Annotated in this window: 17 protein-coding genes; 12 read left to right on the top strand and 5 right to left on the bottom strand. The window is 69.9% G+C overall.

What is annotated here, in order from left to right:
• The first annotated feature begins 116 nt into the window (after window positions 1-116).
• The 4 genes from KCH87_RS34615 (at window position 117) to KCH87_RS34600 (ending at window position 5,097) form a co-directional block, all read left to right on the top strand.
• Window positions 117-1,166: an LCP family protein gene (locus KCH87_RS34615; RefSeq protein WP_210591552.1), complete on the top strand. Its 1,050-nt coding sequence runs from the start codon at window positions 117-119 to the stop codon at window positions 1,164-1,166.
• A 110-nt stretch (window positions 1,167-1,276) separates the two neighbouring features.
• Window positions 1,277-1,630, top strand: a complete 354-nt coding sequence (locus KCH87_RS34610) for a YciI family protein (RefSeq protein ID WP_210591551.1) — start codon at window positions 1,277-1,279, stop codon at window positions 1,628-1,630.
• A gap of 49 nt (window positions 1,631-1,679) precedes the next feature.
• Window positions 1,680-2,945, top strand: a complete 1,266-nt coding sequence (locus KCH87_RS34605) for an RNA polymerase sigma factor (protein ID WP_210591549.1) — start codon at window positions 1,680-1,682, stop codon at window positions 2,943-2,945.
• A 118-nt stretch (window positions 2,946-3,063) separates the two neighbouring features.
• On the top strand, window positions 3,064-5,097 hold the full coding sequence (locus tag KCH87_RS34600) for a cell wall-binding repeat-containing protein (protein ID WP_210591755.1): 2,034 nt from the start codon (window positions 3,064-3,066) through the stop codon (window positions 5,095-5,097).
• On the opposite strand, the gene KCH87_RS34595 is transcribed toward KCH87_RS34600, so the two are convergent.
• A complete protein-coding gene (locus tag KCH87_RS34595; RefSeq protein WP_308298991.1) occupies window positions 5,075-6,265 on the bottom strand; it encodes a class I SAM-dependent methyltransferase in 1,191 nt (396 codons plus the stop codon). The two genes, KCH87_RS34600 and KCH87_RS34595, sit on opposite strands and share 23 nt — an antisense overlap.
• 90 nt (window positions 6,266-6,355) lie before the next feature.
• Between KCH87_RS34595 and KCH87_RS34590 the strand changes: the two genes are divergently transcribed.
• From KCH87_RS34590 to groL, 4 genes are all read left to right on the top strand, one after another.
• Window positions 6,356-7,273 carry a polysaccharide deacetylase family protein gene (locus tag KCH87_RS34590; protein ID WP_210591545.1) on the top strand — a complete coding sequence of 306 codons (918 nt, stop codon included), beginning with the start codon at window positions 6,356-6,358 and terminating at the stop codon, window positions 7,271-7,273.
• Window positions 7,270-7,968, top strand: coding sequence for a polysaccharide deacetylase family protein (locus KCH87_RS34585; protein ID WP_308298990.1), 699 nt, complete (start codon window positions 7,270-7,272; stop codon window positions 7,966-7,968). The genes KCH87_RS34590 and KCH87_RS34585 overlap by 4 nt, the downstream gene beginning before the upstream one ends.
• A gap of 308 nt (window positions 7,969-8,276) precedes the next feature.
• Window positions 8,277-8,585, top strand: a complete 309-nt coding sequence (groES, locus tag KCH87_RS34580) for a co-chaperone GroES (RefSeq protein WP_004927089.1) — start codon at window positions 8,277-8,279, stop codon at window positions 8,583-8,585.
• 115 nt (window positions 8,586-8,700) lie between these two features.
• Window positions 8,701-10,323 (top strand): chaperonin GroEL, encoded by a 1,623-nt coding sequence (groL, locus tag KCH87_RS34575; RefSeq protein ID WP_210591543.1) that lies wholly within the window; start codon window positions 8,701-8,703, stop codon window positions 10,321-10,323.
• Window positions 10,324-10,378: 55 nt separating this feature from the next.
• Here groL and KCH87_RS34570 read toward each other — a convergent pair whose 3' ends face one another.
• The 3 genes from KCH87_RS34570 to KCH87_RS34560 form a co-directional block, all read right to left on the bottom strand.
• Entirely contained in the window at window positions 10,379-11,086 is a 708-nt protein-coding gene (locus KCH87_RS34570) for an ester cyclase (protein ID WP_210591541.1), read from the bottom strand.
• Window positions 11,087-11,156: 70 nt separating this feature from the next.
• Complete coding sequence (locus tag KCH87_RS34565) at window positions 11,157-11,930, bottom strand: SDR family oxidoreductase (protein WP_210591539.1); 774 nt, start codon at window positions 11,928-11,930, stop codon at window positions 11,157-11,159.
• Between the two features lie 97 nt (window positions 11,931-12,027).
• Window positions 12,028-12,696 carry an MOSC domain-containing protein gene (locus KCH87_RS34560; RefSeq protein ID WP_210591536.1) on the bottom strand — a complete coding sequence of 223 codons (669 nt, stop codon included), beginning with the start codon at window positions 12,694-12,696 and terminating at the stop codon, window positions 12,028-12,030.
• An 80-nt stretch (window positions 12,697-12,776) separates the two neighbouring features.
• Between KCH87_RS34560 and KCH87_RS34555 the strand changes: the two genes are divergently transcribed.
• On the top strand, window positions 12,777-13,673 hold the full coding sequence (locus KCH87_RS34555) for a LysR family transcriptional regulator (protein WP_210591534.1): 897 nt from the start codon (window positions 12,777-12,779) through the stop codon (window positions 13,671-13,673).
• 46 nt (window positions 13,674-13,719) lie between these two features.
• Here the strand turns inward: KCH87_RS34555 and KCH87_RS34550 are convergent, their stop codons facing one another.
• The gene (locus KCH87_RS34550) at window positions 13,720-14,049 is read right to left on the bottom strand and encodes a WhiB family transcriptional regulator (protein WP_210591531.1); all 330 of its coding nucleotides are present in this window, start codon (window positions 14,047-14,049) and stop codon (window positions 13,720-13,722) included.
• Between the two features lie 380 nt (window positions 14,050-14,429).
• Between KCH87_RS34550 and KCH87_RS34545 the strand changes: the two genes are divergently transcribed.
• From KCH87_RS34545 to guaB, 3 genes are all read left to right on the top strand, one after another.
• Window positions 14,430-15,041, top strand: a complete 612-nt coding sequence (locus KCH87_RS34545) for a response regulator transcription factor (protein WP_003948568.1) — start codon at window positions 14,430-14,432, stop codon at window positions 15,039-15,041.
• Window positions 15,042-15,363: 322 nt separating this feature from the next.
• Entirely contained in the window at window positions 15,364-15,939 is a 576-nt protein-coding gene (locus KCH87_RS34540) for a sigma-70 family RNA polymerase sigma factor (RefSeq protein WP_060901477.1), read from the top strand.
• A 154-nt stretch (window positions 15,940-16,093) separates the two neighbouring features.
• On the top strand, window positions 16,094-17,599 hold the full coding sequence (gene guaB / locus KCH87_RS34535; RefSeq protein ID WP_210591529.1) for an IMP dehydrogenase: 1,506 nt from the start codon (window positions 16,094-16,096) through the stop codon (window positions 17,597-17,599).
• Window positions 17,600-17,655: the final 56 nt, after the last annotated feature.

The following is a 17,655-nucleotide window of genomic DNA, read 5'->3' as shown; positions in this document are numbered from 1 at the left end:
CGAAACTTTCGGAGTCGATGATTCTGGGCTGAAGCAAGGCTGAGAAGTCTTAGATTTTCCGCAGAAAACGGCCTCTGAGGCGCTCCCCGTAATAATTCGGACTTACGTTCCTCTCCGTGACTGGAGAAGACGAACACGGGGACGACAACGGGGGAACGGACAGACACATACGCCGGCGGTCCGGCCCGCTGAGGGCCGTCGGATTCACCGTGGCCGGTCTCCTGGCGCTCGGCGCCGTAGGGGCAGGCTGGGTCTACTGGCATCTCAACGACAACATCAAGAGCGTCGACATCGACAGCGCGCTCGGCGACGACCGCCCGGCCAAGTCGATGACGACGCCCGACGGTTCGGTGTCCGCGTCCCCGCTGCCCACCGAGGCCCTGAACATCCTGGTCCTGGGCTCGGACTCGCGAGAAGGCGAGGAGAACCAGAAACTCGGCGGCGGTGACAGCGGCGGCGCCCGCTCCGACACGGCGATGGTCGTCCACCTCGACGCCGGCCGCACCGAGGCCACGGTCGTCAGCATCCCGCGCGACACGCTCGTCACCCGGCCGTCCTGCCCGCTGTCGTCCGGGGAGTCGACGGAGGAGGCGTACGACGTGATGTTCAACAGCGCGTACGCGGTGGGCGGTCCGGCCTGCGCGGTGAAGACCGTCGAGTCGATGACGGACGTCCGCATGGACCACTACATCGAGATCGACTTCGCCGGCTTCGCGAAGCTGGTGGACGCGCTCGGCGGGGTCACCGTCACCACGGACGAGGACATCGACGACGAGGACAGCCACCTGACACTGGAAGCCGGCACCCACCACCTCGACGGCGAACAGGCCCTGGCCCTCGCCCGCACCCGGCACGGCATCGGCGACGGCAGCGACCTCGGCCGTATCGGCCTCCAGCAGACACTGGTGAAGGCCCTGCTGGAACAGCTCTCCGACATCAGCCCCACCCGGCTCTACTCCGTCGCCGACGCCGTGACCGCGAGCCTCACCACGGACACCGGCCTGGACTCACTGACCGAGCTGATCTCACTGGGCCAGAGCCTGAACGGCCTCTCGGCAGACGACACGACGACGGTGACCATGCCGGTGGTACCGGCACCTTCGAACGCCAACCGGGTGGTGGCGGAGGAGCCGGAGGCGGGGGAGTTGTGGGAGTCGTTGCGGTGAGGAGAATTTCCTCGAAGAAATCCGGGGCGCGTGTCGATCCGGCCGTCTCCCGATCGACGCAGGGTTGAGAGGCCGGGAAGGACCCGGCCCGTTCGACCCGAGGAGTCATCATGCCCCGCTACCTGTCGCTGGTGAAGATCGAGGAGAGCCAGGCGGCCGCAGGCCCCAGTCCTGAGCTGATGGAGCGGATGGGGGAGTTGATCGAGGAGATGACCAAGGCCGGGGTGATGCTCGACACCGCGGGGCTGACGCCCACCGCGCAGGGCACCCGGGTGCACTGGGAGGGCGGGCAGATCTCCGTGACCGACGGTCCGTTCACCGAGACCAAGGAGGCCGTCGGCGGCTATGCGATCACGCAGTGCAAGGACATGGCCGAGGCGCTGGAGTGGACCAAGCGGTTCCTGAAGGTGCACGAGGACTTCTGGACGGTGACCTGCGAGGTACGGGAGATCATGGAGGGCTGAGCCTCCGGTCTTTGGCGGCGCGCCGGTACGGGGTGTCCAATGGAGGGCTGTGAGCAGCTCGCAGCCCTCCGCCGACCCACGCGCCACCGTCGAGACCGTCTTCCGTATCGAGTCGCCCCGCGTCATCGCCGCCGTCGCCCGCATCGTCCGCGACGTCGGGATCGCGGAGGAACTGGCCCAGGACGCGCTGGTCGCCGCACTGGAGCAGTGGCCGCGGGACGGGGTCCCCGACAACCCGGGCGCCTGGCTGATGGCGACCGCCAAGCACCGCGCCGTCGACCTGATCCGCCGCAAGGAGAACTACGCCCGCAAGCTGGCGGAGATCGGCCGGGACCTGTCGACGGTGGCCGAGCCCGAGGAGCCCGCGGACCCCGACGACATCGACGACGACCTGCTCCGCCTCGTCTTCACCGCCTGCCACCCGGTCCTCTCCGCCGAGGCCCGCATCGCCCTCACCCTGCGCCTCCTCGGCGGCCTGACCACGCCGGAGATCGCCCGTGCGTTCCTCGTCCCCGAGGCCACCGTCGCCCAGCGTATCGTCCGCGCGAAACGCACGCTCGCCACGAAGAACGTCGCCTTCGAGGTGCCGTACGGCCCGGACCGCGAGGCCCGGCTCGGCTCGGTCCTCGAGGTCATCTACCTGATCTTCAACGAGGGTTACGCCGCCACGGCCGGCGACGACTGGCTGCGCCCGTCCCTGTGTGAGGATGCGCTACGGCTGGCCCGGCAGCTGGCCGGCCTGATGCCCAAGGAACCCGAAGTGCACGGGCTGGCCTCGCTGTTGGAGTTCCAGGCGTCCCGGATGTCCGCCCGCACCGGCCCGGACGGCGCGCCCGTCCTCCTCAGGGACCAGAACCGCGGCCGCTGGAACCGCCCCCTCATCGCCCGCGGCATCACCGCGCTGGGCCGCGCGGACGCCACGGCCACCGGCACCCCCGGCCCGTACGTCCTCCAGGCCGCGATCGCCGCCTGCCACGCGCACGCGTACACCTACGAGGAGACCGACTGGCGCACGATCGCCACCCTGTACGGCCTGCTCGCCGCCCGCGCCCCCTCCCCGGTCGTCGAACTCAACCGCGCGGTCGCCGTGTCGATGGCGGACGGCCCGGAGCCCGCCCTCACCATCGTCGACGCCCTCGCCGCCGAACCCGCCCTGCGGGACTACCACTTGCTGCCCAGCGTCCGCGGCGACCTGCTGGCCCGCCTGGGCCGTACGGCAGAGGCCCGCGGGGAGTTCGTACGGGCGGCCGGTCTTGCGCGCAACGAACGCGAGCGGGAGCTGCTGCTGGCCCGGGCGGAAGAGTGCCGTCCGTAACCTGATCACGTCCATCTGTTCACCAGTAACTACGTTCCCTCCAGGCCTCGTTGCCCACTACAGTGACCCGGCCTCTGTGCAGAGGCTGTGAAGATCCATGGGGGGATCAACCTTGAGAATGTTCACGCGCCGCCGTGCCGCGGCGCTCGCGACCTCGGCGGTGCTCGCCGCCGTGGGCACCCTGGCCACCGCGCCGGGCGCCACCGCCGACGAGGCAGGGCCCTGGCCGGGCACCGAGGGCAGGATCCTCACCGACGGCCCGGTTCTCGTCGACCCGGCCACGGGACAGGCCGCCCAGGTCCCGGGCACCTTCGGGGACCACGCCGCCTGGGCGCCGGACGGCAGCCGTCTCGTCACCGCCGCGGGCCAGATCTCCAGCGTCCGGCCCAGCGGCTCCGCCAAGATCACCCTGCCCTGGGCGCAGGGCATGCGGTCCAGCGCCGCGTACGAGGACCTCGCGTTCTGGTGGGGCGGCCGCTACGTCGTCTTCGCCACCGGCGGCCAGCTCGCCTACGGCCCCTCCGACGGCTCCTGGGCACCCGTCCCGCTGCTGTCCAACGCCCTGGAACCGGCCCAGGTCTGCGACGAGGACCCGACGGTGAGCCCGTCGGGCCTGCTCGCCTTCTCACGCCGTATCAACGGCTGCTCCGACAGCGCGTGGATCTACTCCTACGACGGGACCACGAACACGCTCAAGCGTGTTCTCTTCAACGCCGAGCAGCCCGCGTTCTCGCCCGACGGCACCAAACTGGCCTTCGTCCGCAAGGACGCCGACGGCAACGCGCAGATCTTCACGGCCAACGCCGACGGCACCGACGTCCAGCAGCGCACCAACGGCCCCCGCCGGTACGCCAACCCGTCCTGGTCGCCCACCGGCGAGCGGATCGTCTTCGACGCCCACACCTCGCCGAACAGCGACGACGTACACACCACCGAGTACGTCGGCCTGGCCACCGGTGAGCTCACCCGGGTCCCGGGCACTCCGCGGGGCAGCAACCCGAGCTGGCAGCCGCTGCGCAAGAACACCACCGGCCGGGTCTGGGGCAGCGACGCCTACAACACCAACGTCGCCTCCTCCCGCTGGACCTGGAACAAGGTCGGCACCAGCGTGCCCGGCCTGCTGGACGCCAAGGCGGCCGTGCTGGTCAACCAGGACGACGCGGCGTACTCGCTCACCGCGCCCGCCCTGGCCGGCAAGAAGCAGGGGCCGGTGCTCACGACCCCGAAGAGCGGGCTGTCCACGGCCGTGAAGAACGAGCTGAAGCGGGCCCTGAAGCCGAACGCCAATGTGTACCTCGTCGGCGGCACGTCCATCCTCAGCAGCAACGTCGCCGCCCAGCTGAGGACGCTCGGCTACGTCCCCAAGCGGGTGTCCGGCACCGACCGCTACGAGACGTCGGTCAAGGTGGCGAAGGTCGTCAGCGGCGCCCCGAAGTACGTGTTCCTGGCCTCGGGCACCGACTACCGCGCGGCCCTCCCGGCCGCCGCCGCGGCCGGCGCCGACGGAACGGGCAGCGCGGGCAGCGTGGTTCTCACGAGCGGCAACAAGCTGACCGCGTCGGTGAAGTCGTACCTCAACAGCCTGAACCCCGACAAGACCATGATCATCACGGTCGGGTCGGACGCGAAGTACGCGCTGACCCACACGGGCTACTCCAACTGGCCGTCGAGGTACTCGTACTACCCGATCACGGGGAGCACCGACGCGGCCCTCTCGGTCGCCGTCGCCAAGTTCTGGTGGACGGCGCCGAGCGCGGTGGCCCTCGCCTACGCCGGCTCCTGGCGCGACGGCCTGTCGGCCGGTGCGGCGATGAACGTCTTCGGGCCCGTCCTGTGGACCTCACGCCCCGCCCTGTCGGACGAGACCAAGAGCTACCTGCTGCGCGAGTCCGCGAGCACGAACTTCACGACCGCGTTCGGCGCCGCCGCCTCGGTCACGGTGGGCGCGCTGAACACGGCGGGCTCCTCGATCAGCGCGAGCGGCACGCAGTTCGTGTACCACGACTACTACAACGGCGCGATTCCCACGAGCACGCAGGCCAGCACCTTCTCGGCCCGCACGAACGGCGGTCAGCCCACCACCGTGGCCCGGACCGGCCCGGTCGGCGCCGACCCCCACCTCGACCCGCTCAAGACGGTCCACCGGCAGTAGCCGACGACCGCGCGGGGGCGCCGACGAGCATGGTCGGCGCCCCCGCGACCCGGGTCAGGAACACTGTGGCGGCGCCCGGTCCCTGTGGCTTGACCTTCTTGCGCAGCTCCTCCGGCTCCACCGCCGACCCCCGCTTCTTCACGGTCAGCGTCCCGACCCCCCGCTCCCGCAGCAGCGCCTTCAACTTCTTCACGTTGAAGGGGAGTTGATCGGTGATCTCGTACGCCGTTGCGTAGGGGGTCACGTGATACTCGTCGGCGGTGATGTAGGCGATGGTGGGGTCGATCAGGCCGCCCTCCAGGTCCTCGGCGACCTCGGCGACCAGATGGGCGCGGATGACGGCGCCGTCGGGCTCGTACAAGTACCGCCCGACCGGCCGGACCCGGGGATCCGGCAGACCTCGTCCGAGGAGGGTCCGCGGCCCCGGCAGCAGCGTCGCGCGTACCGCGCCCGGCTCCGTGCCGAACCACAGCACGGCCTCCTTCACGTCCCCGCCGTCCGAGATCCACTCGGCCTCGGCCTCCGAGGGGATGGCGTCATGGGGGATTCCGGGCGCGATCTTGAGGGCGGCGCGAGGTGCCTTGAGGGCCGTCGCGACCGCCCAGGACAGCGGCGGCGAGTAGGCCTCGGGATCGAAGATCCGGCCGCGGCCGCCACGCCGGCCGGGGTCGACGAACACGGCGTCGTACCCGGCCGTGTCGACCTCCGTCACATCCGCCTCGCGCACCTCGATGAGGTCGGCGAGGCCGAGCGCGGCCGCGTTGGCGCGAGCCGCCTCGCAGGTCAGCGGCTCCCGGTCGACGGCCAGCACCCGGATCCCGGCGCGGGCGAACGCGATCGCGTCACCGCCGATACCGCAGCACAGGTCCGCGACCGACCGGATCCCCATCGCCTCGAAGCGTTCGGCCCGATACGTCGCCACGCTCGCCCGGGTCGACTGCTCGACCCCGTTCGGCGTGAAGAACATCCGCTCCGCGTCCTCGGCCCCGAACTTGGCCACCGCCCGCTGCCGCAGCCGCGCCTGCCCGAGCGCCGCCGACACCAGTTCGGCCGGGTGTTCACGGCGCAGCCGGGTGGCGACGGCGAGCTCCTGTGCGGGGTCGGTGCCGCGCACCTCGTCGAGGAGGGCGCGGCCTTCGGGGGTGAGGAGAGGGGCGAGGTCGTTCACCGGATCATTGTGGGCCAGTCGGTGGATGGTGCACGAGCTGCGGCGGTGTCGGCCCGGGTTCGGGGCCGGTGGCTGCGAGGATCCGGCTCCATGCGAGTAGTCGTACAAAATGACAAATGTGGGGCGTATCGGAAGCGGCGGATCCGTGCCGGAATCGCCGTGCTCGCCGCCACGGCCATCGCCTCGGGCTGCGCGGACGGCGCCTCCACGGCCCGGCCCGCCGCCGGCCAGCAGCCACGCGAGGCGCCCGGTGCCAAGGCCCATGACCAGCGTGCCAAGCGCGCCGCGCTCCAGGCCGCCCGTCGCGCCGCCGCGAAACGCTGGGGTCTGTCCAAGGTCCCCCTGACGGCCCCGCCGCCCCCGGCCACGAAACCGAAGATCAAGACCCGCGAGGGCTTCGAGGTGGACGGCCATGAGGAGCTCCCCCCGATCTTCACCACGATCCCGACCAGGCAGCGGGTCGTCTTCCTCACCATCGACGACGGCGCCGAGAAGGATCCGGCGTTCCTGCGCATGATGCGCGAGCTGCGGATCCCGTACACCGCGTTCCTCAGCGACTACCTGGTGAAGGAGGACTACGCCTACTTCAAACGCATGCAGCAGGCGGGCGTGGGCCTCAACAACCACACCCTCCACCACCGCTACATGCCGGGCCTGTCGTACTACCGCCAGAAGCGCGAGATCTGCGGCATGCAGAACGTGATCGAGAAGCACTACGGCAAACGCCCGGTCCTCTTCCGCCCGCCCTACGGCAACTACAACGCGGACACCCTGTACGCCGCGAGGGCCTGCGGCATCAAGTACGCGCCCCTCTGGAACGAGGAGGTCTTCGCCGACCACTGGGAGTACCGCGAGTGGGACCGTGATCTGCATCCCGGCGACATCGTCCTGAGCCACTTCCGCGGCAAGGAGGACTGGAAGGGCACGATGCCCGACATGGTCCGACGGTTCCTGGAGAAGGTCACGGCGAAGGGGTACGCGGTGGCACGGCTGGAGGACTACCTGTGAGGCTGCGCGCGGCCGGGGCGCTCGCGCTGACCGCCGCGCTGCTCACCGGCTGCGCCCAGTCGGTCGACCCCATCGAACGCCTGGGCATGAAGGCGGCCGGACGGGTGAGCCAGCATGGCCCCGGGGCGGACCGGCGTCTCCCGCCCGTGGTGGACCGGGTCCGCACGACGGACAAGGTGGTCTTCCTGACCTACGACGACGGTGCGGAGAAGGACCCCCGCTTCGTCGACATGGTCCGCGAACGGCGCCTTCCGGTCAGCATGTTCCTCACGGACAGCGTCGTGGGCCCGGGCTACGGCCACTTCGCGCGCCTCCAGTCGGTCGGCGCGAGCATCCAGAACCACACCCTCGACCACGCCGCCCTGCCCGGCCTGCCGTACGCCGGCCAGCGCGCCGAGATCTGCGGCCAGCAGGACAAACTCAGGTCCCGCTTCGGTATCCGCCCCCGCCTCTTCCGCCCACCCCACGGCCGCTACGACACGACAACCCGGCGCGCGGCGGCCGACTGCGGCCTCTCATCCGTGGTCCTCTGGACCTCCGCCGACAGCGACGCCGCCCCCCTGCACCCCGGCGACATCATCCTGATCGGCCCCGATGACCCCACCGGCCCACCCCTGTGGGAGCGAACGGAGGAGGTGCTGCGCAGGGTGGCGGGGGCGGGGCTGTCGGTGGGGCGCCTGGAGGATTACCTGTAGCCAACTCAGCCCGTCCGGCGTTTGAGGACGAGGCCGCCAGGCCGAAGCGGGGGTCTGGGGGCGCAGCCCCCAGGAGGTAAAACGCCGGGGTTCCAGGCAACGGACGTCCACAAGATTCCGCCGACGCGCCGCAGGCATTGGCACTCCGCTTGACCGAGTGCTAATCGCGGTCATAGTGTCGGCTCTGGCACTCCCCACTGGAGAGTGCCAACAGCGACGGGCAGGTCCGGCACCCGCGACGACGGATCGACCTGGTCGCCACCTCAGACAGTTAACCCCGTGAGATCTCCGAAGGGGGAGGTCGGATCGTGACGACCGCCAGCTCCAAGGTTGCCATCAAGCCGCTCGAGGACCGCATTGTGGTCCAGCCGCTCGACGCCGAGCAGACCACGGCCTCTGGCCTGGTCATCCCGGACACCGCGAAGGAGAAGCCCCAGGAGGGCGTCGTCCTTGCGGTGGGCCCGGGCCGTTTCGAGGACGGTAACCGTCTTCCGCTCGACGTCGCCGTTGGCGACATCGTGCTGTACAGCAAGTACGGCGGCACCGAAGTGAAGTACAACGGCGAGGAGTACCTCGTCCTCTCGGCTCGCGACGTGCTCGCGATCATCGAGAAGTAGTTCACCTCGAAGCACATTTGCTTTGAGCTGCGCCCCTGGCCCCCCGCGACGTAATGAGCCGGGCGCCGGGGGCGCGGCTAATTTCACCTAGATTCCCGAGAGGGCTCACGCTCCCATGGCGAAGATCCTGAAGTTCGACGAGGACGCCCGTCGCGCCCTCGAGCGCGGCGTCAACAAGCTTGCCGACACGGTCAAGGTGACGATCGGCCCCAAGGGCCGCAACGTCGTCATCGACAAGAAGTTCGGCGCCCCTACCATCACCAACGACGGTGTCACGATCGCCCGCGAGGTCGAGATCGAGGACCCGTACGAGAACCTCGGTGCCCAGCTGGTGAAGGAGGTGGCGACCAAGACCAACGACATCGCTGGTGACGGCACCACCACCGCCACCGTGCTGGCCCAGGCGCTGGTCCGCGAGGGCCTGAAGAACGTCGCCGCCGGCGCCTCCCCGGCCGCCCTGAAGAAGGGCATCGACGCCGCGGTCGCCGCGGTCTCCGAGGAGCTCCTCGCGACCGCCCGCCCGATCGACGAGAAGTCCGACATCGCCGCCGTCGCCGCGCTGTCCGCCCAGGACCAGCAGGTCGGCGAGCTGATCGCCGAGGCGATGGACAAGGTCGGCAAGGACGGTGTCATCACCGTCGAGGAGTCCAACACCTTCGGTCTGGAGCTGGACTTCACCGAGGGCATGGCCTTCGACAAGGGCTACCTGTCGCCGTACATGGTGTCCGACCAGGAGCGTATGGAGGCCGTCCTCGACGACCCGTACATCCTGATCAACCAGGGCAAGGTCTCCTCCATCCAGGACCTGCTGCCGCTGCTGGAGAAGGTCATCCAGTCCAACTCCTCCAAGCCGCTGCTGATCATCGCCGAGGACCTGGAGGGCGAGGCCCTCTCCACCCTCGTCGTGAACAAGATCCGCGGCACCTTCAACGCGGTGGCCGTCAAGGCCCCCGGCTTCGGCGACCGCCGCAAGGCGATGCTGGAGGACATGGCGGTCCTCACCGGCGCCACGGTCATCTCCGAGGAGGTCGGCCTCAAGCTCGACCAGGTCGGTCTGGACGTCCTCGGCTCCGCCCGCCGTGTCACCGTCACCAAGGACGACACCACGATCGTCGACGGTGCCGGTGAGAAGGGCGGCGTCGCGGGCCGCGTCGCGCAGATCAAGGCCGAGATCGAGTCCACGGACTCCGACTGGGACCGCGAGAAGCTCCAGGAGCGCCTCGCGAAGCTGGCCGGCGGCGTGTGCGTGATCAAGGTCGGCGCCGCCACCGAGGTGGAGCTGAAGGAGAAGAAGCACCGTCTGGAGGACGCCATCTCCGCGACCCGCGCCGCGGTCGAGGAGGGCATCGTCTCCGGTGGTGGCTCCGCGCTCGTCCACGCCGCCAAGGTCCTCGAGGGCAACCTCGGCAAGACCGGCGACGAGGCCACCGGTGTCGCCGTCGTCCGCCGCGCGGTCGTCGAGCCGCTGCGCTGGATCGCCGAGAACGCCGGCCTGGAGGGCTACGTCATCACCTCCAAGGTCGCCGAGCTCGACAAGGGCCAGGGCTTCAACGCCGCCACCGGCGAGTACGGCGACCTGGTCAAGGCCGGCGTCATCGACCCGGTGAAGGTCACCCGCTCCGCCCTGGAGAACGCCGCCTCCATCGCCTCCCTCCTCCTCACGACCGAGACCCTGGTCGTCGAGAAGAAGGAAGAGGAAGAGCCGGCCGCCGCCGCGGGCCACGGCCACTCCCACTGACGTACGTCAGCACCGAGGCCCGGCACCCCCAGGGGTGCCGGGCCTTCGTGTTGCCCTACTGCTCCAGTGTGTCCAGCGCCCCCAACTGCTCCATCAGCCCCAGCCGGTCGTACTGCCACCAGCCCTCGGCGATCTTCCCGTCCGGAGTGCAGCGGTGGATGGTCGTCCCGGTCATGGAGACGCGCTTCCCGGTGGCCGCGATCCCGAGGAAGTCACCCTTGTGCAGGCCGTTCCAGGTCCAGCGGGTACACACCCGGTCGTCCTGGGCCAGCTGGTCCTCGACGGTGAACGAGAAGTCGAAGCCACCCCGCCACATCTCCGCCTCGCGCCGGATCGCGTCGAGCCCGACGACGTCCTGCGGGTTGCTCGGATCGTGGTCGTGGTAGTCCTCGATGAGCACGTCGTTGAACGTGGGAGCATCGCTCTTCCCGGCCAGCACGTCGAAGAACCGCCGCGCGGTGGTTGCGTACAACTGCTCGTCGCGCACCACGTCCAGATCCGTGAACGTCGGCATCTCGTCGCAGAGGGCGACCATCTCCCGGAAGACCTTGTCGGTCTCCGGCAGATTCGAGTTCCGCATCGCCTCCTCGTACGACGGGAACTCCACGATCTCGATGAAGTGCGACGCGTCGGACCGGTCCTTGCCGATCACACTGTGCGTCGCGGTCCGCTTCCCCTTGGTCTGCTCGACCCACGTGTCCATCAGCCGGTTCATCTCGTCGAACCGGCTCGTCCTGCAGTCGATGAGCTGTACGAACGTCATGGCGCCGCCTCCGTCCCCCGAAGGTCCGGTCGAACAGTTCCATTGTCCTCCGGTTACCCGAAGGCGCGCTCTACTGCGGCCCGTACTTGCGCCCCGTCTTCGAGGTGATCCCACCGAGCAGCCCTCGCGGCGCCACCTTCGCCATGCCCATCAGCACCTTGTACCTGGGGTCGGGAATCGACAGCGTCCTGCCCCGCGCCAGGTCACCGAGCGCCGACGCCACCAGCTTGTCGGCGTCCAGCCACATCCAGCCGGGGATGTTGTCCGTGCCCATCCCGGCCCGCTGATGGAACTCCGTACGGACAAAGCCGGGGCAGAGCACCATCAACCGCACACCGCTGCCCGCCAGATCGCGCGCCGCGCCCTGCGTGAACTGCACGACCCACGCCTTGGACGCCCCGTACGTACCGCGCGGCACGAAGGCGGCGACCGAGGCGACGTTGACGACACCGCCCCGCCCGCGGTCCCGCATCGCCTCCGTCGCGGCGGAGGTCAGCCGCAGCACGGCCTCGCAGTGCACCTTGATCATCTTCAGCTCGTCGGCCATGGACACGTCGAGATAGCGGCCCTTGTTGCCGAAGCCCGCATTGTTGATCAGCAGGTCGACGGGGTTCTTGCGGTCGGCGAGTCGGGCGGCCACCGCGTCGATGCCGGCGTCCTCGGCGAGGTCGGCGGCCAGCACCTCGGCCTCGATGCCGTGCCGGTCGTGCAGTTCGGTCGCCTGCTCCGCGAGCCGCTCGGTGTCCCGTGCGACCAGGACGAGGTTGTGCCCGTCGGCCGCCAGCCGCCGCGCGAACGCGGCGCCGATGCCCGCGGTGGATCCGGTGATGAGAGCCGTTGTCATGGCGCAAGGTTAAACACCCGGAGCCCGCCCGTCCGCTCTCTGCACAGGCCCTCCCGGAAGGTGAAGCGCAGGCGAAGGACGGGCCGGTGAGAGCACGTCAGGCCCCGTACTTCTCCACGTATGCCCGTGCCTTGTCCAGCGCCTCCGGATGGAGAGCGGCGCCCGCCGTGAGCAACCGGGGCAGCAGCTCCCGCTCGGTCGTCACCGCCCGGAACTGCACGGCGACGGTCACGTCGTGATCCGGCCGGTGCACGATCTCGACCGGGTCGCCCGCACGGATCTCCCCGGGCTCGATCACCCGCAGATACGCGCCCGGCGCCCCCTTCGCCGTGAACCGCTTCACCCACCTCCGCTCACCCATGTGGGCCTGGAAGGTGTCGCAGGGAATCCGCCCGCAGGTGACCTCCAGCACCACGTCGGCGCCGATGCGCCAGCGCTCGCCGATCAGCGCCCCGGACACGTCCAGGCCCACCGTCGTGAGGTTCTCGCCGAACGTGCCGTTCGCCAGGGGGCGCCCCAACTCCCGTTCCCAGTCGTCGAGATCCTCGCGCGCCACCGCGTAGACGGCCTGGTCGTCGCCGCCGTGGTGGCGGGTCTCGCACACCGCGTCCCCGGCCACCCCGCTCGCCCCGACTCCCTTGGGCCCGGGCGCCGCCACCTGCACCGGCCCGTCCACCGGCCGCTTGTCGATACCGGTCACGCCCTCCGCCTGGTCCGTGTACGGCACGGACTTCGGACGGCCCAGATTCACAGACAGAATCTTCATGACGGCACGCTAGGCGACCAGAACCCAAAGTGTCGACGGGATATTCGGCGTCGTACCCAAGGACCGCTTATGCTCAAGGGGTGATCGAGGCCCGACATCTCCGTGTCCTGCGTGCCGTGGCCGCTACCGGTTCCTTCTCCGCGGCGGGCCGCGAACTGGGCTGCACCCAGCCCGCCGTGAGCCAGCAGATGAAGGCCCTGGAGGCCTCGGTCGGCACCCCCCTGCTGATCCGCACCGGCCGCGAGATGCGCCTGACCCAGGCCGGCGACGCCCTCGTCCGGCACGCCTCCGGCATCCTCGCCGGACTCACCGCCGCCGAGGAGGAGGTCGCCGCGATCGCGGGCCTGCGCGCGGGCCGCGTCCGCCTGGTCTCCTTCCCCAGCGGCAGTTCCACCCTCGTCCCCACCGCCCTCGCCGCCCTGCGCGCCGCCCACCCCGGCACCCGCGTCTCCCTGGAGGAGGCGGAACCGCCGCGCTCCGTCGAGATGCTGCGCGAGGGCGACTGCGACATCGCCCTCGCCTTCCGCTACGAGGGCGCGGCGGGCGCCGGGGAATGGGACGACCTCGTCGTACGACCGCTGCTGCGCGACCGGCTCGTCGCGCTGGTGCCGGAACGCCACCGACTCGGGCGCGCGGACTCCGTCGCCATCGGCGAACTCGCCGCCGAGCCCTGGATCGCGGGCTGTCCGCGCTGCCGCGGCCAGTTGGTCGAGGTGTGTGAGGGCGCGGGCTTCACGCCCCGCATCGACTTCGCGACCGACGACTATCCGGCGGTGGTCGGCCTGGTGGGCGCTGGTCTGGGCGTCGCCGTCCTGCCTCAGCTCGCCATCGAGTCCGTACGGCCCCGGGGAGCGCGCACAGTGACGCTGGAACCGGCGGTCCGGCGGGAGATCGTGGCGCTCACGCTGCCCGACCTGGCGCAGGTGCCTGCGGTGGCGGCGACGCTGGAGCAGCTGGCGCGGGCGGCGGCGCGATAGCGGCCGGTGGATCCCTCGGATACGCCGGTCAAGCAGAAACGTTCCTTCAGGTGTTCGAAGCGTGGTGCCCGCCGGCCGGTGATGCCGACACCAGCCGGTTGCGGGCCCGCCCCATGAGCTCTTCGCGCTCGTCCTCGGTCAGGCCGCCCCATACGCCGTACGGTTCGCGCACCGCCAGGGCGTGTGCCGCGCACTGCGCGCGGACCGGGCACCTCATGCAGACCTCCTTGGCCGAGTTCTCGCGAGCACTCCGCGCCGCACCGCGCTCACCCTCCGGATGAAAGAAGAGCGAGCTGTCCACCCCGCGACAGGCGGCCAGGAGCTGCCAGTCCCACAGGTCCGCGTTCGGTCCGGGAAGGCGGGAGAAATCTGCCATTACGTGACCCCTTGTAGCCGTTCTGGGCGGATACGGTGTCCACGACCGTACATCTACGATCTAACAAGATGAAAATATGACTCATTGCGAATCTAGCCTCAAACGCCAGCTGATGGGAAGAAATAGGGCTAAATGGGGCATGGTTGTGATGAAACGTTGTGGGTCTGCTGCGCGCGTCTCCACCGTGTCCGCCCCCTCACGTAGAGTGCCGAAGACGGCGCACGGCCCCGTAACTCTTTCGAGTGACCGTCGTTGAGAGTGCGGAGGCGGTTGAACCAACAAGCGCTCGGGCAGGCGTCCGAGGCGGTCGACCGCACAGGTGACGATTTCGTACCAGCCTGGAGGCTCAAGGTGACGTGCATCAGCTGCGGAGGACGGCCATGACATCCGTCCTCGTCTGCGACGACTCCCCGCTTGCCCGAGAGGCGCTCCGCCGAGCGGTTGCGACCGTGCCCGGCGTCGAGCGCGTGACGACCGCGGCCAACGGCGAGGAAGTCCTCCGCCGCTGGGGCGCCGATCGCTCGGACCTGATTCTGATGGACGTACGCATGCCCGGTCTGGGCGGCGTCGAGACCGTCCGGCGGCTGCTGTCCGCCGACCCTGGTGCGCGCATCATCATGCTCACCGTCGCCGAGGACCTGGACGGCGTGGCCCTCGCGGTCGCCGCCGGCGCCCGGGGCTATCTCCACAAGGACGCCTCCCGGGCCGAGCTGCGCGCGACGGTCACGCAGGCCCTCGCCGACCCGACCTGGCGACTGGCCCCCCGCCGCCTCCGCTCGGCCGAGATGGGCGCGGCGCCGACTCTCACCGCGCGTGAGATTCAGGTGCTGGAAGGCATGAGCCACGGGCGCTCCAACGCGGAGATCGGGCGCGAGCTGTTTCTCTCCGAGGACACGGTCAAGACGCATGCGCGGCGGCTGTTCAAGAAGCTTGGCGCTTCGGACCGGGCGCATGCGGTGGCTCTCGGGTTCCGGTGGGGTCTGGTTCGCTAAGAGCTCGGTCGGTGCAGGCCGTCGCCTCGGTGCGGGTCGTTTGTGGCCGGTCGCGCCCACGCGGCGGTAGCCGCATGTTGATGCTGTCCCGCGCCCCTTTGGGGGCGCGGATGCGCCTCCGGTCAAGTGGTGCTGTCGGTGCCCGCTGCTTGTTTCGGCGCGGATGCCGCATCCTTGAGGTGTGGAGTCTCTCGGGGACGAGTCGGTCGAGCAAAAGGGGAGGGCGCAGGGGATGAGTTCCGGCGCACCTGCTCATAACGCTTCGGTGCACAACAACGGACGCGGTGCCACGGACCACACGGCCGCAAGGCACCATGGACCGATGCGCGATGACGAAACGACGGTGATCGGAGCGCTCGTTCATCGCGCCGTAGACGGGGACGAGCAGGCCACGCACGACCTGCTCGCCCATGTCCATCCCCTGGCCCTGCGCTACTGCCGGACCCGTCTGTCCCGCCTCCCGGGCGACGCCCGGCACTTCGTCGAGGACCTCGCGCAGGAGGTCTGCGTCGCCGTCCTCCTCGCCCTTCCGCGCTACAAGGACACCGGTCGCCCCTTCGAGGCCTTCGTCTTCGCCATCGCCGCCCACAAGGTCGCCGACCTCCAGCGGGCAGCCATGCGCCACCCCGGTTCCACGGCGGTTCCGTCCGACGAAATGCCGGAACGCCCGGACGACTCACTGGGCCCGGAGGAGCGTGCGCTGCTGAGCAGCGACGCCGAGTGGGCGAAGAAACTGCTGGCCAACCTGCCGGAGAACCAGCGGGAGCTGCTGCTGCTGCGTATCGCCGTGGGGTTGACTGCGGAGGAGACGGGTCAGATGTTGGGAATGTCACCCGGTGCGGTCCGAGTGGCGCAGCACCGCGCGCTGAGCAGGCTGAGGGCGCTCGCGGAGCAGTAGGAGCCCGGTCGGCCGCACCCTTTTTGAGCAGCTGGCCCCTGTACTCCGTACGAACATACGAAGCCCCGGGTCACCCAGAACCGTGGAATTTGCGACCCATGCTTCCCGTTAGCATGGACATCCGCACCGATCAAGGCCATTTGGGGAAGGTGTCATGACTGCCAACGTCGACGGAGTGCCCGGAAAATTCGCGACACTCGGGCTGACCTACGACGACGTGCTGCTGCTGCCGGGCGCATCCGAGGTGCTCCCCAACGCGGTCGACACCTCGTCCCGCATCTCCCGCAACGTCCGTGTGAACATCCCGCTGCTCTCGGCGGCCATGGACAAGGTCACCGAGTCCCGCATGGCGATCGCGATGGCCCGCCAGGGCGGCGTCGGCGTGCTGCACCGCAACCTCTCCGTCGAGGACCAGGTCAACCAGGTCGACCTGGTGAAGCGGTCCGAGTCGGGCATGGTCACCGACCCGATCACGGTGCACCCGGAGGCGACCCTCGTCGAGGCCGACGCCCTGTGCGCCAAGTTCCGCATCAGCGGTGTCCCGGTCACCGACCCGGCCGGCAAGCTGCTCGGCATCGTCACCAACCGCGACATGGCCTTCGAGAGCGACCGCTCCCGCCAGGTGCGCGAGGTCATGACCCCGATGCCGCTGGTCACCGGGCACGTCGGCATCTCCGGTGTCGAGGCCATGGAGCTGCTGCGCCGCCACAAGATCGAGAAGCTGCCCCTGGTCGACGACGCGGGCCTCCTCAAGGGCCTCATCACGGTCAAGGACTTCGTGAAGGCCGAGCAGTACCCGAACGCGGCCAAGGACTCCGAGGGCCGGCTGATCGTCGGTGCGGCCGTGGGCGCCAGCCCCGAGGCACTGGAGCGCGCCCAGGCGCTCGCCGAGGCCGGTGTGGACTTCCTGGTCGTCGACACCTCGCACGGCCACAACAGCAACGCCCTCAGCTGGATGTCGAAGATCAAGTCGAGCGTGCACGTCGACGTGATCGGCGGCAACGTCGCCACGCGCGACGGCGCCCAGGCCCTGATCGATGCCGGTGTCGACGGCATCAAGGTCGGCGTGGGCCCCGGCTCGATCTGTACGACCCGGGTGGTCGCCGGTATCGGCGTCCCGCAGGTCACCGCCATCTACGAAGCGTCCCTCGCCGCCGGCGCGGCAGGCGTCCCGCTGATCGGCGACGGCGGTCTGCAGTACTCCGGCGACATCGGCAAGGCGCTGGCCGCCGGTGCCGACACGGTGATGCTGGGCAGCCTCCTCGCGGGCTGTGAGGAGTCGCCCGGCGAGCTTCAGTTCATCAACGGCAAGCAGTTCAAGTCGTACCGCGGCATGGGCTCGCTCGGTGCCATGCAGTCCCGCGGCCAGGGCCGGTCGTACTCGAAGGACCGCTACTTCCAGGCCGAGGTCGCCGCCGACGACAAGCTCGTGCCCGAGGGCATCGAGGGTCAGGTGCCCTACCGCGGCCCGCTGGCCAACGTGCTGCACCAGCTCGTCGGCGGTCTCCGCCAGACCATGGGCTACGTGGGTGCCGCCACCATCGGGGAGATGGAGACCAAGGGCCGCTTCGTGCGGATCACCTCCGCGGGCCTCAAGGAGAGCCACCCGCACGACATCCAGATGACGGTCGAGGCGCCCAACTACAGCCGCAGCAGGTGACGCGCACGCGCGCGTGAAGCGTGTCCAAGGGCGGCCCCGGAGCATCCGGGGCCGCC

It is taken from the genome of Streptomyces sp. GESEQ-35 (genome assembly GCF_017948485.1).
GTDB lineage: Bacteria > Actinomycetota > Actinomycetes > Streptomycetales > Streptomycetaceae > Streptomyces.
Note: the sequence above shows the minus strand (reverse complement) of the source record. Positions and strands in the feature narration are given on the sequence as shown.

Bases quoted from the DNA above. Each gene is read 5' to 3' on its own strand.
- guaB (WP_210591529.1), top strand. From the start codon at position 16,094: ATGACTGCCAACGTCGACGGAGTGCCCGGAAAATTCGCGACACTCGGG.
- KCH87_RS34560 (WP_210591536.1), bottom strand. From the start codon at position 12,696: ATGAAGATTCTGTCTGTGAATCTGGGCCGTCCGAAGTCCGTGCCGTAC.
- KCH87_RS34590 (WP_210591545.1), top strand. From the start codon at position 6,356: ATGCGAGTAGTCGTACAAAATGACAAATGTGGGGCGTATCGGAAGCGG.
- KCH87_RS34570 (WP_210591541.1), bottom strand. From the start codon at position 11,086: ATGACGTTCGTACAGCTCATCGACTGCAGGACGAGCCGGTTCGACGAG.
- KCH87_RS34540 (WP_060901477.1), top strand. From the start codon at position 15,364: ATGCGCGATGACGAAACGACGGTGATCGGAGCGCTCGTTCATCGCGCC.
- KCH87_RS34550 (WP_210591531.1), bottom strand. From the start codon at position 14,049: ATGGCAGATTTCTCCCGCCTTCCCGGACCGAACGCGGACCTGTGGGAC.
- KCH87_RS34565 (WP_210591539.1), bottom strand. From the start codon at position 11,930: ATGACAACGGCTCTCATCACCGGATCCACCGCGGGCATCGGCGCCGCG.
- groL (WP_210591543.1), top strand. From the start codon at position 8,701: ATGGCGAAGATCCTGAAGTTCGACGAGGACGCCCGTCGCGCCCTCGAG.
- KCH87_RS34610 (WP_210591551.1), top strand. From the start codon at position 1,277: ATGCCCCGCTACCTGTCGCTGGTGAAGATCGAGGAGAGCCAGGCGGCC.
- KCH87_RS34545 (WP_003948568.1), top strand. From the start codon at position 14,430: ATGACATCCGTCCTCGTCTGCGACGACTCCCCGCTTGCCCGAGAGGCG.
- KCH87_RS34600 (WP_210591755.1), top strand. From the start codon at position 3,064: ATGTTCACGCGCCGCCGTGCCGCGGCGCTCGCGACCTCGGCGGTGCTC.